15 protein-coding genes are annotated in these 15214 nt (G+C 61.5%); 6 read left to right on the top strand and 9 right to left on the bottom strand.

Annotated elements, in window-relative coordinates; all coding sequences use genetic code 11:
• Positions 1-111 precede the first annotated feature (111 nt).
• Both FGZ14_RS09390 and FGZ14_RS09385 read left to right on the top strand, forming a co-directional pair.
• Entirely contained in the window at positions 112-2124 is a 2013-nt protein-coding gene (locus FGZ14_RS09390) for a TonB-dependent receptor (protein WP_139923612.1), read from the top strand.
• An 81-nt stretch (positions 2125-2205) separates the two neighbouring features.
• On the top strand, positions 2206-3198 hold the full coding sequence (locus tag FGZ14_RS09385) for an AAA family ATPase (protein WP_139923610.1): 993 nt from the start codon (positions 2206-2208) through the stop codon (positions 3196-3198).
• On the opposite strand, the gene FGZ14_RS09380 is transcribed toward FGZ14_RS09385, so the two are convergent.
• Positions 3193-3603 carry a hypothetical protein gene (locus FGZ14_RS09380; protein ID WP_219601132.1) on the bottom strand — a complete coding sequence of 137 codons (411 nt, stop codon included), beginning with the start codon at positions 3601-3603 and terminating at the stop codon, positions 3193-3195. The two genes, FGZ14_RS09385 and FGZ14_RS09380, sit on opposite strands and share 6 nt — an antisense overlap.
• Positions 3604-3752: 149 nt before the next feature.
• Here FGZ14_RS09380 and FGZ14_RS09375 point away from each other — a divergent pair, with 149 nt between their 5' ends.
• A complete protein-coding gene (locus FGZ14_RS09375; protein ID WP_139923608.1) occupies positions 3753-4439 on the top strand; it encodes a TIGR02117 family protein in 687 nt (228 codons plus the stop codon).
• Between the two features lie 135 nt (positions 4440-4574).
• On the opposite strand, the gene FGZ14_RS09370 is transcribed toward FGZ14_RS09375, so the two are convergent.
• Positions 4575-4823, bottom strand: coding sequence for a hypothetical protein (locus FGZ14_RS09370; RefSeq protein ID WP_139923606.1), 249 nt, complete (start codon positions 4821-4823; stop codon positions 4575-4577).
• Positions 4824-5050: 227 nt separating this feature from the next.
• Between FGZ14_RS09370 and FGZ14_RS09365 the strand changes: the two genes are divergently transcribed.
• Positions 5051-5536, top strand: a complete 486-nt coding sequence (locus FGZ14_RS09365; protein WP_139923604.1) for a LexA family transcriptional regulator — start codon at positions 5051-5053, stop codon at positions 5534-5536.
• Positions 5537-5580: 44 nt separating this feature from the next.
• Positions 5581-6876, top strand: coding sequence for a Y-family DNA polymerase (locus tag FGZ14_RS09360; RefSeq protein WP_139923602.1), 1296 nt, complete (start codon positions 5581-5583; stop codon positions 6874-6876).
• A 9-nt stretch (positions 6877-6885) separates the two neighbouring features.
• Here FGZ14_RS09360 and FGZ14_RS09355 read toward each other — a convergent pair whose 3' ends face one another.
• From FGZ14_RS09355 to FGZ14_RS09325, 7 genes are all read right to left on the bottom strand, one after another.
• Positions 6886-9720: a S8 family peptidase gene (locus FGZ14_RS09355; protein WP_139923600.1), complete on the bottom strand. Its 2835-nt coding sequence runs from the start codon at positions 9718-9720 to the stop codon at positions 6886-6888.
• Between the two features lie 252 nt (positions 9721-9972).
• Positions 9973-10233: a hypothetical protein gene (locus FGZ14_RS09350; RefSeq protein ID WP_139923598.1), complete on the bottom strand. Its 261-nt coding sequence runs from the start codon at positions 10231-10233 to the stop codon at positions 9973-9975.
• A gap of 126 nt (positions 10234-10359) precedes the next feature.
• Positions 10360-11112 (bottom strand): LytTR family DNA-binding domain-containing protein, encoded by a 753-nt coding sequence (locus tag FGZ14_RS09345; RefSeq protein WP_139923596.1) that lies wholly within the window; start codon positions 11110-11112, stop codon positions 10360-10362.
• A gap of 66 nt (positions 11113-11178) precedes the next feature.
• Complete coding sequence (locus FGZ14_RS09340) at positions 11179-12279, bottom strand: sensor histidine kinase (protein ID WP_139923594.1); 1101 nt, start codon at positions 12277-12279, stop codon at positions 11179-11181.
• A gap of 30 nt (positions 12280-12309) precedes the next feature.
• Positions 12310-12900 (bottom strand): hypothetical protein, encoded by a 591-nt coding sequence (locus FGZ14_RS09335; RefSeq protein ID WP_139923592.1) that lies wholly within the window; start codon positions 12898-12900, stop codon positions 12310-12312.
• Between the two features lie 164 nt (positions 12901-13064).
• Positions 13065-14027 carry an alpha/beta fold hydrolase gene (locus tag FGZ14_RS09330; RefSeq protein ID WP_139923590.1) on the bottom strand — a complete coding sequence of 321 codons (963 nt, stop codon included), beginning with the start codon at positions 14025-14027 and terminating at the stop codon, positions 13065-13067.
• A gap of 231 nt (positions 14028-14258) precedes the next feature.
• Positions 14259-14591: a hypothetical protein gene (locus FGZ14_RS09325; protein ID WP_139923588.1), complete on the bottom strand. Its 333-nt coding sequence runs from the start codon at positions 14589-14591 to the stop codon at positions 14259-14261.
• A 187-nt stretch (positions 14592-14778) separates the two neighbouring features.
• Here FGZ14_RS09325 and FGZ14_RS09320 point away from each other — a divergent pair, with 187 nt between their 5' ends.
• Positions 14779-15213: an energy transducer TonB gene (locus FGZ14_RS09320; RefSeq protein WP_139923586.1), complete on the top strand. Its 435-nt coding sequence runs from the start codon at positions 14779-14781 to the stop codon at positions 15211-15213.
• The last annotated feature ends 1 nt before the right edge of the window (position 15214 follow it).

Raw genomic sequence — 15214 nt, 5'->3', positions numbered from 1 at the left:
ATAGCCGCTGCTGAGCGGTGGAGCAGAACAATCATAAAAGTGAACCGCCGAGCTCCAGCCGCTTACCTTTGCGCCGCGCGGTTTCCGCCGATTCTGCTGCGCCGTTCCTGCATGAAGCACTTTCTACTCGCCACCTCTCTTCTGTTAGTTGCTACCCCCGTAGCGCTGGCACAAACTCCGGTAACACCAGCAGACTTCACGGCTACGGACAGTACCCAGGCGCTGCCGGAGGTGGCCGTAACCTACCGCGCTGGCAGCCGCACGCCGGTTACGTTTCTGAACCTGAGCGGGCGGGAGCTAGCGGCCCTCAGTGTGGGCCAAGAGCCTTCTTTCCTGCTAACTCAAACGCCAGGCGTCACGGCTTATTCCGATGCTGGCAGCACCCAGGGTTACGCCTACTTCCGCCTACGCGGCATCGACCAGACCCGCATCAATACCACCCTGGATGGGGTGCCGCTCAATGAGCCCGAGGACCAAGGGGCCTATTTCTCTAACTACCCCGACCTGTTCAACTCCCTAAGCAGTGTGCAGATTCAGCGGGGGGTAGGCACTACCCAAAACGGCGTGGCCAGCTACGGCGGCAGCATTCAGTTGTTCTCACCCTCGTTGCTCGACTCAGCCCGTACGACGTTGGGCGGGGGCTACGGCTCATTTGGGAGCTACCGGGCTTTTGGCGAGTACGCCAGCGGCCGGCGGGGACGAGCGGCCTTGTATGCTCGGGCCTCGCACCTGCACTCCGATGGCTATAAGGAACGCTCGGCCAATACCTCGCAGTCGGTGTATGTTAGTGGAGGGCTGTTTTATGAGAAAACCAGTTGGAAACTGAGTGTGCTGGCCGGGCAGCAGCGTAACCAACTGGCCTGGCTGCCCGTGGCCGACTCGGTGCTGCGCCGCAACCGCCGGGCCAACGCCAACGGAGCCGAAAACGACCGGTTTCAGCAGGCCCTGGTGCAACTCCAGAATCAATGGCTGGTGGGTAGCCGCTCGGAGGTGAATACCAGCGTGTACGCCTCAGGCCTACGTGGGGGCTACGATTTCGACCTGAACACCTTCCTGGGCCTGCCGCCCACCACGGAGCTGTACCGCTACGATTTCCGCTCGGGTCTGCTCGGGACCTTCAGCACCTATACCTACCGCACCGACCGGCTGACCTGGACCAGCGGCCTGCACCTGAGCACCTACCAACGCCGCCACTTGGGTAGCGAGCAAACCGCCGGGGAACTGTACCGCAATACGGGCTACAAGCGGGAGGGTAGCGTGTTCAGCAAAGCCGAGTACCAGCTGGGTCGCCTTACGCTGTTTGGCGATGTGCAGGGTCGGGCCGTTTCGTTCCGATACAAGGGCAGCGTGCCGCTGGAAACCCTGGAGTGGCGTTTCCTGAACCCAAAAGTAGGTGCCAGCGTGATGGTAGGCCAGCGTACTACCCTGTATTACACCCTGGGCCGCACCGGCCGGGAGCCCACCCGCAACGACCTGTTCGGGGGCAATGACGACCTGCTGGCCGACAGCACCGGCCAACCTCTGCTCAGCAGCACCCGCGCCGAGTACGTGAATGACCACGAGCTGGGAATCCGGTACCGGAGTGCTACCCTGGAGGCGAGCTTGAACGCCTACTACATGGATTTTCAGAACGAAATCGTGCTGAATGGGCAATTGGGTCCGAACGGATTGGCGCTAACGGATAATGTGAAAAGCAGCCGCCGGATGGGCTTGGAGGCCACCGTGCGCTGGCAACCGCTGCCTCGCCTCACACTTACCAACAACTCGGCTTTCAACCGCAGCCGCATCCGGGAGCAGGAGCAGTCCTTCCGGCCTATTCTAACCCCGGCGCTGCTCATTAATCAGGAAGCTACTTACCAAACCGGGAGCTGGTTGCTGGGGGTAGCAGGCCGCTACCAAAGCCGCTCCTACCTCGATTTCGCCAACTCCGCCGCCATCAGCGGGTACGCTTTGCTGAATGCGCGGGTGCAGTACGCCCGGCCCCGCTGGGAGGTAACACTGTTCGGGAACAACCTCACTAACACCCGCTACTTCAACAACGGCACGGTAGAGCCCGATGGCACCCGCAGGTACTTCGTGCAGGCTCCGGCCAACTTCTACCTCGATGTGCGCCTGCATATATGATCCAATTACCAGGCCTTATGAGGCCAGGCACTTTACTTACTTCGGGAGGGTAGGGGCGCGTAGCTTCCTACCCCGGCACCTATGACGAACGCACTTGTATTCGGGAAATTTCTGCCCTTCCACCAGGGGCACGTTGCCCTCATTGACTTCGCCCGTCGGCACTGCGACTACCTGACGGTGCTAGTGTGCGCCAGCAACCACGAAACCCTGCCCGGCGCGCTACGTGCCCAATGGATAGAAGACACCTACGCGCACTGCCCCGAGGTAAGCGTGCAATTGCTGGACTACCGTGAGGAGGAACTGCCCAACACGTCGGTTTCTTCCGAGGTCGTGGCCCACGTCTGGGCCGATACATTTCGGGAGGTAGTGCCTGGAGTTTCGCTGGTAGTAACCTCCGAGCCGTATGGGGCGCTGGTAGCCGCCCGTATGGGCATCCGCCACCTTGATTTTGATAGGGCAAGGGCGCAGGTGCCGGTATCGGCTACTGCTATCCGGCAGGGGGTGCGGGCGCAGTGGTCCTACCTGCCGGCGGCGGTGCAATCCTACTACCGCCGTACGGTAGCTATTCTGGGCACCGAATCGACGGGCAAAACCACCCTAACGGAGCAGTTAGCCGCGCACTTCGGAGCCAGTTTCGTGGCAGAAGCCGGCCGCGACCTGATTTCGGACTCCACCAGCTTCAGCCGCACCGACCTGCTACTTGTGGCCGACGAGCACGCCCGGCGCATTGCCGCCGCCCGCGCCGCAGCCGGGCCTTTGCTGCTGCTGGATACCGACATTCACATCACCCAGTCCTACGCGCAACTAACACAAGGCTCCTACCTCCCGGTGCCTGCCGAAACCTACTCCCTCAACCACGCCGACCTCTACCTCTACCTGCTGCCCGATGTACCCTTCGTGCAGGATGGCACCCGCCTGCCCGCCGCCGAGCGCCTCCACCTCGACGCAATCCACCGCCAAACGCTGGCCGACTTTGGTATCGAACACAAGGAAATTGGCGGCGACTGGCCCGCACGGTTCCAGCAGGCAGTGGCCCTAATAGAGGAGATGCTGCGCGCAGCCGGCACGCTATGAGGCAGCCACCGTTTCGGCCTGCGCTTCTCGGGGCTTCTGCACCAGGTAGTAATACAGTAAAATCAGTAAGCCCGTAAGAAAGGGTAGGAGGGCCAGGTGCTTGCCCGTGGCACCGCCGCCTAGCTGCACCGTATCAAAGCCCACAAACTCGCTGATCATCCAGTAGGAGTTGGCCGAAATCCAGAACACAATGGCCAGGTTATGGGCCAGCTCAGCCTTGATGCTGCGGGTGCGCCAGGTGATGAGCACGGCAATGAGCAGGGTAGGAAAAACCATCAGAATGCCCAGGGGTTTCCACACCATGCACCAGCCGATATCCTTGAGCAGCCAGAACAGGATGTGCAGGTTCTCCATGCGGCGGTACGGAGCCGGGATGGTGTATAATTGGTCGTTGGGCTGACTCATGGGGGTAGGGAAAGCACGAAGATAACCTGAGCCTGCGGGCCAGGAAAGCTGAGAATCGGCTAGGTTGCCACGATCAAGGCATGTAAGCGGCTTTTTTCGCGCTGCTGCGTATGAGGTCCTGATTTCAATTGTACACGCAAGTTCTTTTTATGTCCGATGCTTTTCGGAAAGTAGCCAAAGGAGCCGCCTACGTAGGCGGTGGAGTAGTGGGGGCATTGGCCCTGTATCTGGCCGCCGCGGTAGGCCTTTCTGCTGTTCCCGTTGGTCGCCGCAACTCGCCCGAAACCGGCGAAATTGAAGCCTACATTCTCTCCAACGGCGTGCATACCGACGTGGTAGTGCCCGTGCGAACCGACCAGATGGACTGGACTCAGCTGGTTTCCTACTCCGATACGCCCGCCATGGACACCACCCGCAGCTACGTGGGGTTTGGCTGGGGCGACAAGGGCTTCTATCTGAACACCCCCACCTGGGCCGAGCTAAAGCCGAGCACCGCCGTGAAGGCCATGTTCTGGCTGAGCACCACGGCCATGCATGCTACCTTCCACCACGAGCCCCAGCCTGGCCCTGACTGCGTGAAAGTGCTGCTGACCCGCGCCGAATACGCCCGCCTGATTGCCTTCATCAAGAAGAGCTTCGACTACGACACCCGGGGCCGGACCGAGCTCATCCGGGGCTACAGCTACGGGCAGCACGATGCGTTCTATGAGGCCACGCGCACCTATAACCTGTTCTATACCTGCAACACCTGGGCCAACGATGCCCTGAAGGTATCGGGCCAGAAAGCCGCCCTCTGGACACCCTTCGACTTTGGTATCTTCTGGCAGTACCGCTAGAGGCGATGATGATGCGGATGTTGGCTTAATGCTTCTGTCTATTTGTAGCAGGATAAAATCTGAGCAAAAAGAAAACCCGGCTGGTTTCGCGTGGAGCGACACAGCCGGGAGTGAAGAGTGGAAAGATGAAGACGGCTAGTTAAGCCACACCTGGGCCACCGTTTCGAAGCGGTGACGGGCAAAAGCACCGTAAGGGCGCTCAGCGTAGAAGCCCAGCACATGCACCTGCAACTCGCCGCTACGGGCGTTGCGGCGCATCTGGATGGGGTACACCTGGCCGGTAACGGGCCAATCCCCAATATGGTCGGCGGGGCGGCGGCTGGCATCAACGCAGCGAGCATACTGCTGCACGGGAAGCGGGACAGGAAGCTTTACTTTCGACATATCCAAAGATAAGAATATTGACGTCAATAAGCTAAAAATATTGGGTTGTTTTCTGGTATTTTGTTTTTGTGATAAAATGCTGTAAAAATGCATTAGGGCCATAAAAACTATGAAACATGCCAGAATGAATAAGTGCGTTAACTACGGTTGAGCTTAAGGGTAATATTTGCTTATTTGCTAATATAATTAGTAAATAGCGGCGGCGTACACTGAAGCGCCTTTTGCCTATGAATACCTTGCTCACCTACGCAATTCCGGCGCTGCAGCTCTTGCCCGCCGAACTGCCCCTCTACGGCTGCCCGGTTCCGGCCGGCTTTCCTTCCCCTGCCGACGACCACCAGCAGGACCCGGCATTCGACCTGAAAAGCCACCTGTTTCGTAACCCGGCCTCTACCTTTCTGGCTCGGGTAGCCGGCGACTCCATGACTGGGGCCGAAATTCATCCTGGCGACCTGATAGCCGTGGATCGGGCCCTGGTACCCCGTGACGGGCACATTGTGGTGGCTGTGCTCGATGGAGAGCACACGCTGAAACGCCTTCGCATCCGGGGGACACAGGTAAGCCTGGAAGCCGCCAATGACTTGTATCCAACCCTGGACCTGCTGCCCGGCACTCGCTTAGAGGTGTGGGGGGTAGTAACCCACGTAGTGCATGCGTTGGAAGGTCGCCCCGCCGCCCAAACGCTGGCCCAGTGGCAGCGCCGGACGAAATAACGCATGCTAGTCGGTTGTGTACTACTTTCCTTACTGCCTCCTACATGTACGCCCTAGTCGATTGTAACAATTTTTACGTGTCCTGCGAACGGGTCTTTCGGCCGGAGCTGGTGGGCGTGCCGGTAGTGGTGCTTAGCAACAACGACGGGTGTCTGATTTCGCGCTCCGATGAAGCCAAGGCCCTGGGACTACGTATGGGGGAGCCCTATTTCAAGGCCCGGCCCCTGCTGGAGCAGCACCGGGTGCGGGTATTCAGCTCCAACTACCCCCTCTATGGTGACCTAAGCCGCCGCGTAAACCTGGTACTGGGGCAGTTTTCGCCGGAAGTAGAGCTGTACTCTATTGATGAATCGTTTGTGCACCTGGGCGCGCCTGCTCGGCATGGGCCAGCTTATGAGGACGTTGCCCTTGCAATCAGGGCAGCGGTTTTACAGCAGGTAGGTATTCCGGTGTGCGTGGGGGTAGGGCCTACGAAAACCCTGGCCAAGCTGGCGAACCGCCGGGCCCGCCATACCCCCGGCGGTGTGCTCATTCTGGATTCTCCGGAAAGTCGGGCAAAAGCTTTGGTAGCCACTCCCATACAGGAAATATGGGGCATTGGTCGGCGCCAGGCCCCCAAACTGCTGGTCGCCGGCATAGGCACGGCCGCCGAGCTGGCTGCTGCTCCGGAAGGCTGGGTGCGCCAGAATCTGGGTGGCGTAGTAGGGGTGCGGTTGTGGAGGGAATTGCGGGGCGAAGCATGCCTGAGCTGGCACCCCCGCCCCGAAGATGAGGATGAATCAGGAGCCCGCCGCCATAGCGTAACTTACACCCGCTCGTTTGGGCAGCCTCAGCGGGGGCAGCTGGCGCTGCAGGAGGCCGTGGCCACCTTTGCGGCCCGCGCCGCTGAAAAGTTGCGGCGCCATGGGCTGGCCGCCAACCTGGTAACCGTGCTGCTGGGCTCCGATAGGTTTGCCGCAGCTACTGACGTTGCTACCCGCACGGCCGTCATCTACCTTCCCCAGGCCACCCAGAATACCAGCGAGCTGCTGGCCGCCGCTCGCCGTGGACTAGCCCAACTATACCAACCGGGTACCGCCTACGTGCGAGCTGGGGTGCTGCTTAGTGGTCTGGAGCCACCGGGGCAACCCCAACTCGACTTATTCCGCCCCGTTGAGCCAACTCGTCTGCAGGAGCAGCAGCAACTCATGCGCACCCTCGACAGCTTAAATCAGCGCTTTGGGCGTGATGCTGTGCGCTACGCCGCTACCGGAACCCGGTCGGCGGCGTGGGCCGGGCGTAGTGGTTTTCGCTCCCCAGCCTATACCACTAACTGGGAAGAGCTCTGGCAGGTGAAGTAAACGAGGTAGCTACGGTTGGCGTACCACGCGCCACGTAGTGACACCACCGGCAGTGCTGATCTGCACTACATACACCCCTGCCGGATAGGCGCTCAAATCAAGCTGGATGCTGTGGCCGGTGGGCGCAGTGTGCTCCTGCAACTGCTGCCCTAGCGCCGACAGCACCCGCACCGTAGCCGGCCCGGCGGGCAGCTCTACCAGCAGGCGGCCCGTAGTGGGGTTAGGGTACAAGGCTACCGCAATGCCCTGGGCCGGGCGCACTGGCAGCACCTGCTGGTAGCGGGTAGCGGCAGCATCGGCGGCGGCTTGTAGCTGGGCTAAGGAAGGCGCTACTACCACCGCAAACGCTACCACCGCTGAGTCGGCGGGGGCGAGGCGGGGGAGGGTGGCCCCCACTACCTGCGAGGCATCAGTGCCAGCCGGTAGCCCACTGGTTTGCTGGCTGGTACCGCTACTCAGGGTCAGCAGCTTTTCGGCAGTGTTAAAGCCATCGGCGAGGCGTACGGCTGCTCCTGCGGGCGCCTGGTTGTCAATGGAGTATACGCTGGCCTGTCCGCCCGCCAGGTGCTTTACCCCGGCATAATAGGTAGGTTTGGCCGGATCATAGAGGTAGCCCAGGCGGCGGCCGGCCTCCCAGGTAGCCACGTTGCGGCCGGGCTCGCCGGGCAGGTCCCAGTCCATGTAAAGCCCTACGTGCAGGGGCTTGAGCGTATCCGTCGTGAGGTTGGTGAGGGTGTAAGTCAGCACCACGTAGTCGCGGTGCGGAGCGGCAGCCCAGGCATAGCCCCGCTGTCGCACCCGCACGCCCACGGAGCGCCCGTTGGTAAGGCCGGGCAGCGAGTCCTGCAGCACCCCGTAGGCTTCCTGATCGGCCCGGAGAGGTTGGGTTAAGATGCCAGCGCGAACCAGCGCCGTGAAGTCCTGGTCGTTACTCCGCCGGTCGTTGCGCACGTTGTCGGTTACGCGGGCCGTAGGGGTAGCAATCAGCAGGCCTCCCTCAGCCAGTAGCGGAGCGCTGCCCCGGTAGCTGACGCCCTCGCCCACATCGGAGCCCAGGCCATCATACCCCAGATTGCCCCGGCTGGTGAGGGTAAGGTGCAGGTCATTGGCATCCAGCACCACGTAGTCGGGATTGAGGATGAGGGTTTCGTACTGATCTTCCTGGTAGCCGGTGCTGGCATCCTGCAGGCGGTAGCGCAGTACAGCGCGGGTGTTAAGGGGCGCCGAGGCGGCCACGGCCAGCCGGAAGGGAGCCGTAGCGTTGCCGCGCTGAGCGAGGGTAGCCAGCGCGCCCACCTCAAACGTGCCCTGCCGAACAGTAACGTAAGGCGAAAGCGAGGTCAGGGTAACCGTCAGGTTCGTGACGGGGCTAAGCAGGTTCTGAACCGTTACGGCCAGGCGCAGGGTGTCGTTGGGGGCGTAGGCGCGGCGGGCCGGCGCGGTAGTACGGCTGATTACCCGCGCCGACTGCTGGGCGGTTTCGGTAAGAGCCCGCAGCACGTTCAGGCGGCCCGACCCAATACGGCCGGCAAAGGCTACGTTGCCAGGTAGGGCATTGATGTTGTCGGTGGTGCGGCGCAGCTGAGCGGCAATCTGGGCGGCATTATACTGCGGGAAGTGCGTGCGCAGCAGCCCCGCCGCGCCCGCTACCAGCGGGGCCGCAAACGACGAGCCCCCGACTCCCATGTAGTCGGTATCCGTATCGCCCCAGGTTGTCAGGATGTTGATGCCTGGCGCTGACAGATCGACGCGGCGGCTGTAGGTGGCGTTGGTGCTGCGCTCATCGGAGGGCTGCAGGGTTGCCACGGACAACACATGGTCGTAGCTGGCAGGAAAGAACTCCAGCTCGGCGGGCGTGTTGCCGGCGGCGGCCACTAGTACGGCATCCCGGTTAACGGCGGCGTAGGTAATCACGTCCTGCTCGAACCGGGAGCGGCCGCCCACCCCGCCCCACGAGAGGTTAATAACCCGGCAGCCGTGGTCGGCAGCGTACACAATGGCCTCGTAGCCCCCGAAGCTGCCGGTGGCAGTGCTGGGGTAAATCTTGAGGGGCATAAACCGGCACCGGAATCCTACGCCCGTAATGCCTTTGTTATTATCGGGGGCAGCGGCGGCGCAGCCTGCCACCAGAATGCCGTGCACGCTGCTGGGGTCCCGGGAGGGGTTGTTGTCGTTGTCGGCAAAGTCCCAGCCATAGTAGTTATCTACGTAGCCGTCCTGGTCGTTATCAATGCCATCAATAGGGTCGAGGCGGTTGAGCTGCAGCTGGCTTTTCAGGTCTTCGTGAGTCAGGCGGGTACCCGCATCCACAATCCCGATAACCAGGCTCGTGTCGCCTTTGCTGATGTCCCAGGCGCGGTAGGCCCTGATGTTCTTCAGGTAATATTGCCCGCTGGCGAGGGTAGAGTCGGACAGCGGGTCGTTGGGCTGATACAGCATAGGGTAGCTGTACAGGGGCTCGGCGTACTCAACCGCGCCGGTTTTGCGCAGGGCCTGGCAAGCCTCCTCCACGGGCAGTGCCGTTGGCAGATCGGCCTGGAAAATCAGGCCCAGATTCACGGCTCCCGGCTGCCGGGCATCGGGCGCGGCGCTCAAGGGAAACTTGGGCCGCACGTTCCGGGCGTTCAGGCGGGCCAGGGCCGCGTTCAGCACTGGCGTTCGGGTGTTCTCAGGAATATTGCGCTGCTGACCTGTAGAGGCCTTCAGCTTGAATACCAACCGGCCCGGAATAATAGTTTTGGCCGCTGCCGCAGCGGTTGGGCTTTGCCCACGAAGCGTGGCAGGCAGCAGCACCAGCACAAGGCCCCAGCAACAAATGAAATAGCGCAGTATCGGTAGCAGCATAAGCAACGAGCAAAGGATTAATAAGCTCCTTAGCGCACAGGCCAGGGCCCGGTAAATTTAACTATTCCGGGCCAGCCCGGCAGGGGCAGAGCCGGGCTTTTCGATAAACAGCTGCCCCCGGCCCTTGAGAGGCTGCGTTTCCAGCACTAGCTGCAGCCGCGCTTGCTGACTTTGAAACGCGGCTGCGGCTGAAAATAAAAAGGCCGCCTGCATTTACTCAGACGGCCTACCTGGGGCATCTTCGGGGTAGCCTTACCGGCCGCCTTTGCTGTACTTGTAGCGCTTAGGCGCATTCACCATCCTGAATTTGTGGGGATTGTTCGAGTTTAGATCAATGCCCAGCCCGATGGGGCTGTGGTTGCGCTTAAATTGGGATTTGTCGTTGGTGCGCCGGGTTTTTTCCATGGAGACCGAGCGGTATTCGCGGGGTTTTTCCATGGCCGTGGTATCCTGAGAGCAGGAGGCCGAGCCCAGCAGCAGGGCAAGGGCCGAGAGAGGTAGTATGCACTTCATGGCAACAAAGGCTATAGGCGAGAGAAACCAGCCGCCGCGCAGGCAGCAGCCTGAGCCTGTGTACTATAAACTACCCCAAAAGGATGCAGGCAGGCCGGAATAATCCTGAGCCGGGCCGACCGCCGCCTACAAGCTCAGCATTTCCCGAAACCGCACCGACTGCTGGCGCGAAACCTCTACCTCCGGCCCTCCGCGCAGCCGGATTTTCAGGGAGTTGCTAAACCAGGGCTCAATACTTTCCACCCATTTCAGGTTGATGATCTGCTGGCGGTTGGCCCGGAAAAACACCCGCGAATCGAGGCGTTGCTCCAGGTGCTGCAGGGTCCGCGGAATCAGGGGGCGGTTTTGCTCAAAGTAAATCTGGGTGTAGCTGCCGTTGATTTCAAACAGCCGGATATCCGAGAGGCGTACAAACCAGCACCGCTCCCCGTCCTTCACAAATACTTGGTCGTGCTCAGAGAGGGGGGTAGGGGCAGGCTCTTCGGCCGGGGGTGGTCCGGCGGCTCCTGCCTCCACCGCTACGGCCGCTGCCTGCTTCAGGCGGGCTTTGGCCAGGGCGGCAGCCAGCCGGTTTTCCTGAATGGGCTTGAGCAGGTAGTCGAGAGCATTTACCTCGAAAGCACGCAGGGCGTACTCGTCGTAAGCCGTAGTGAAAATAACGCGCGGAGCCACGTCCAGGGAGGCGAGCAGCTCGAATCCGGTTTCACCCGGCATGTGGATGTCGAGAAACAGCAAATCCGGCTGAAGCTCCCGCAGCCGGGTCCGGGCTTCCTCGGCGTGGCGGGCTTCGCCTACCACCGTCACCTCCGGAAATGCCTGCAGCAGGTGGCGCAGCTCGGTGCGGGCCAGGCGGGAGTCATCAACTAGCAAGGCATTCATAAAAGTGCAGATGTACGCTGATCAGGTAAGAATTAGCTGGTATTAAGGGCACCCTGGGCCGGGGCATTAGGCCAGGGCGGGCGCCACAGGTACTGGTGCTCCGGCCGCTACCGGCAGCTGCAGGTGGGCCACTACCATATCCGGGGTGTGAGGGTCGTTGGCCAGGTGCAGGTGGGCGGCGGGGCCAAAAAGCAGGGCCAGCCGCTCGCGGGCGTTGCGCACGCCTACCCCCTGGTAGCCGGGCTGGGGGGTGTAGCGGCCGGTGTTGCGCACGGTTACATGCAGGGTGTTGGAGTCGTTGAGCTGGGCGCAGAGGCGAATGACGCCGCCCGCCGGGCGCGGGGCCAGCCCGTGCTTAATGGCGTTTTCTACCAGCAGCTGCAGGGTCATGGGCGGAATCAGCACCCTCAGGGCCGCTGGGTCCACGTCCAGGGAGTAGTGCAGGCGCTCCTCCAGCTGCAGGGCCTCCAACTGCAGGTAGTGCTCCACAATTTCCAGCTCCCGGCTCAGGGGCACCTGCTCGGCGCTGTTGAGCTGAATGGAGTAGCGCAGCAGGTCCGAGAGGTGGGTAATCATGTCGCGGGCCCGGGCTGGGTTTTCCATTACCAGCGCCCGGATGTTGTTGAGCCCATTGAACATGAAGTGGGGATTGATCTGGGCCTTAAGGGTGCGCATTTCGGCCTCCTGCACGGCGGCGGCCAGCTTCCACTTGTCCACTTCGGCCTGCCGGAAGCTGGTGAGGTAGTGCCAGCCAAAGTAGAAGCCGCTCCACAGCCACAGCAGAATATTCACGTTGGCCGCGTACCCGAAAAACTGCCCCCAGCCCTGAGGATTGCCGTTACCGACGGGCCGGATCAGGAAAATAATGACGGCCCAGATCAGGACCTGACTCACCAGGGAGAGCACCACGTTGGCTGCCAGCAGGCGCCCCAGCAGGGGCAGCGGGGCCAGCTGCTCCCACCGGTTGGCCCGCACGTGGTAGCGCAGCCAGTGACTGATCAGGAGCATGGTTGCTGAAATGGTCAGCACAATCAGAACCATGGTGCGGGTGGCCGAGCCCGTGAAGGCAAAAATCAGCGAACAGCCCACAAAGTACAGGCTCCACCCCAGTAGCTGGCAGTGCCAGTACAGGCGGCTGGGAGACGGTGCGGCGGCGTAGGAAAACATACGAGGAAATAGGGCCAGAGCGGCCGCAGGTTAGTGGGCTTGCAGGGCCACGGGGGCGAGGTAGGCTTTCTTATTCTGGCGGTAAGCAACCACCAGCAGGCCCCCCAGCACCACCAGGGCACCGGCAATAAACACCGGAATCAGGTAAAGCTGGCCGGGCTCGGTGAGGCGCAGCCCCAGCACCAGGCAGCCTACCGGAATAACGCCGGCCATAACCGCGAACGGCCGGGCATCATAAAACCAGGCGTACGGGAAAAAATGAGCCCCCGTAATGATGCCGTAGGTCATGATAAAGTGCTGTGGGTACTTGCTGTAAATAAAGATGAGAAAGGGAAAATAGAACAGCTGCGCGAAGTTGAGCCAGAGCCCCAGCGGTTGCAGCGGGTTGTGCGGCAGCGTCCAGGTAGTGCGCAATACTTTCGAGAGCAGCCAGGCCAGGGGCAGCGTGGCCGAGCCCACAAAAAAGGTGATAAACCCTTTCTGGGTCAGGGAGCCCGGCAGCAGCCAGACCACTGCAATAGCGGCCCACACTACGCTGGCGGCCACAATAAAATCCAGGCCGTTCTTGGCTTTCACGGACAGCTCCAGCCTCAGCGCTGCGAATTCCTGATGGAGTAACATAAAACGGTGAGAAGGGGGTAGAGCATACCTGATTTCGCACGCAATATAAAGAGTACCTGTAGCTGTACTGTAGCCCGGACTTTAGTCCGATGGCCTCCCGCATCTTTCTTCTGAGTGGGAGCAAATGAGCGGCTACCGGCCTAAAGTCCGGGCTACCTACGAGGTTACCTAGCCGAGGCCCGGGCCACGGCGTTCTGCTTCAGGAAAGCGTCGGTCTGGCTGAAAAACCACTGAGTGTCATCCCACATCAGGAAGTGCCGGCCCGCCTCCGACATCACCACCTGATGCTGGGGCAGCTTGGCGTACTGCTGGTCAAAAACAGCTTTGGTGCCTTCCTTGGTGGAGCCGTACTGCTTGTAGGCGGCCCAGGCGCCCAGTACTAGCACGGGCTGCTGAATGCGGGCCACTTCGGGGCGCAGGTCCGTCGTCATCAGGTCGTAGTAGGCCTGGGCCACGGTTGCGGGGTCCGAGGCCACCGACCAGCGTGTGGCCTGACTGATGCGGGCCGTATCAGTCATCATGGTGGCCGACATCTGGCGGGCGGCGGCTACGGTCATTTTGCCGCTGCTCATCTGCTGGCGAATCCCCTCGGCCATGGGCTTGGCGGCCTCCGCCGTAAGGGTGGGGTTTTGCACCGCCGCCAGAAACGGCAACGAATCGACAATAACCAGGGGGCCAGCTGCTTCGGGCTGGGTGCTGCTCAGCCACAGGGCCAGAAACCCGCCCAGGCTATGCCCAATGATGGTTGGCTTCTGCAGCTTCTGGGTTTTGATGTAGGCCAGCAGCTGGTCGCGGACGTTGAGCAGCAGCTGGTTGGTGCTGGCTGGGGCGGGGGTGCCGCCAAAGCCGGCCAGGGAAATGATGTGGCACTGGTACTGCTTCTGATAATGGGCCACGGTTTCGTCCCACACCGCGCCGGGGCAGGTCAGGCCCGGAATCAGGATCATGGGCCGGCCTTTGCCTACTACCCGCACCGTGAAGTTCGGGTGAGCCGAGGCGTCGTCGGGGGCTACTGCCGAAACGCCGCCGGGGGTGGCAGCCTGGGTAGCGGCCGGGGCGGCTAGCACGGAAACGGCCGTCAGTAGCAGGGCCGAGCAGAGGGGGCGGAGGGTAGCGGTCAGGTTCATGGCGAAAAAGGGGGTAGCAGGAAAGGTTTCGGGTTCGTTGATGAGTCAAACCTAGCACCTCCGGCCCCCGGCCGAAACAACTTTTCCACGAACGGTAAATCGGCCGCCCGAACTGCCGAAAACCCCGCCCGAATTGCAATTACTTCTCGCCAGTGGCAACAGCCGTTCCCTGAACAAAAAAGGACGCCCTTCAGCAGGGCGTCCTTAGGATATAAACTAGAAAGTAGGGCTCTAGATGATATTGCGCAGATCCTGGCGCAGGTTTTCGATGCCGTGCCAGATTTCGTCCCAGGCATTCCGGTCTTGGTCGGGGCCGGCGGCGGGTTTGTCGGTGGAGGCGGGGGTAGGGGCATCGGGGCCGAGGCGTTCTACCAGGCGGGCGCGCTTGGCTTCTAGGGCGTCGGCGTGCTGGTGATAGGTGTTCTCCGAATTGGCCGTGGTGGCGTGGGCGCGGTTGCGTAGGGTCTGGATTTTGGCGTCGAGTTCCGTAAGGGCCTGGCGCAGGTCGTCGGCGGTGAGGTGGGCGGGGGCCCGCATGTGTTCGGGAGAAGGAGTAGTAGCCATGGTAGCAGAGCAGTGAGGAGTGGAGCGGCGCCGGGTGGGCCTGTTTGCTATGTACTTGCCCCCGCCCAAAAAGGATACAGCACCCCGGGCCAACAAATAAGCAACTGAATGATAACCGAGCGGTTACCTGCGGCCTGGTTGAGCCTGGTAGTTTTGCCCAGACCTCTGCCTCCGCTTTCCGCCACCTATGCCGCAACTCCTACGCCTGTTCCTGCTGCTTGGGCTGCTGCCCGTTGCTACCCCCTCTTTTGCTCAAAACCCCGGCCCCAACGCGCAACCCGATGAGGCCCCGGCTCCAGCTCCCGCCGTGTACCATGTTGCCGAGGTGATGCCGGCTTTCCCTGGTGGCGCGGCGGCTTTTCAGAAGTTTCTGCACAACGAGGTGCACTACCCCGATGAGGCCCTGCAGCGCCACGTTTCCGGCAAGGTGTACGTGCGCTTTCTGGTGACGGAAGAAGGCCGCATCCGCGACGCGGAAATAGTAAAAGGCCTTGGGGCTGGCCTCGATGAAGAAGCCCTGCGCCTGGTCCGCATCATGCCTTGGTGGAGCCCCGGCCAGAACGCTGGCCGGCCCGTGCGAGTCCTCTACACCATGCCCATTGTGTTTCGAACGCTAGAGTAGC

Origin of the sequence: Hymenobacter sp. DG01 (genome assembly GCF_006352025.1) — a bacterium.
GTDB lineage: Bacteria > Bacteroidota > Bacteroidia > Cytophagales > Hymenobacteraceae > Hymenobacter.
The sequence above is the reverse complement of the archived record's forward strand: the minus strand, read 5'-3'. Positions and strand labels throughout refer to the sequence as shown.

Bases quoted from the DNA above. Each gene is read 5' to 3' on its own strand.
- FGZ14_RS09345 (WP_139923596.1), bottom strand. From the start codon at position 11,112: ATGAATGCCTTGCTAGTTGATGACTCCCGCCTGGCCCGCACCGAGCTG.
- FGZ14_RS09350 (WP_139923598.1), bottom strand. From the start codon at position 10,233: ATGAAGTGCATACTACCTCTCTCGGCCCTTGCCCTGCTGCTGGGCTCG.
- FGZ14_RS09325 (WP_139923588.1), bottom strand. From the start codon at position 14,591: ATGGCTACTACTCCTTCTCCCGAACACATGCGGGCCCCCGCCCACCTC.
- FGZ14_RS09390 (WP_139923612.1), top strand. From the start codon at position 112: ATGAAGCACTTTCTACTCGCCACCTCTCTTCTGTTAGTTGCTACCCCC.
- FGZ14_RS09340 (WP_139923594.1), bottom strand. From the start codon at position 12,279: ATGTTTTCCTACGCCGCCGCACCGTCTCCCAGCCGCCTGTACTGGCAC.
- FGZ14_RS09370 (WP_139923606.1), bottom strand. From the start codon at position 4,823: ATGTCGAAAGTAAAGCTTCCTGTCCCGCTTCCCGTGCAGCAGTATGCT.
- FGZ14_RS09355 (WP_139923600.1), bottom strand. From the start codon at position 9,720: ATGCTGCTACCGATACTGCGCTATTTCATTTGTTGCTGGGGCCTTGTG.
- FGZ14_RS09380 (WP_219601132.1), bottom strand. From the start codon at position 3,603: ATGAGTCAGCCCAACGACCAATTATACACCATCCCGGCTCCGTACCGC.
- FGZ14_RS09375 (WP_139923608.1), top strand. From the start codon at position 3,753: ATGTCCGATGCTTTTCGGAAAGTAGCCAAAGGAGCCGCCTACGTAGGC.
- FGZ14_RS09385 (WP_139923610.1), top strand. From the start codon at position 2,206: ATGACGAACGCACTTGTATTCGGGAAATTTCTGCCCTTCCACCAGGGG.
- FGZ14_RS09365 (WP_139923604.1), top strand. From the start codon at position 5,051: ATGAATACCTTGCTCACCTACGCAATTCCGGCGCTGCAGCTCTTGCCC.
- FGZ14_RS09330 (WP_139923590.1), bottom strand. From the start codon at position 14,027: ATGAACCTGACCGCTACCCTCCGCCCCCTCTGCTCGGCCCTGCTACTG.
- FGZ14_RS09360 (WP_139923602.1), top strand. From the start codon at position 5,581: ATGTACGCCCTAGTCGATTGTAACAATTTTTACGTGTCCTGCGAACGG.
- FGZ14_RS09335 (WP_139923592.1), bottom strand. From the start codon at position 12,900: ATGTTACTCCATCAGGAATTCGCAGCGCTGAGGCTGGAGCTGTCCGTG.
- FGZ14_RS09320 (WP_139923586.1), top strand. From the start codon at position 14,779: ATGCCGCAACTCCTACGCCTGTTCCTGCTGCTTGGGCTGCTGCCCGTT.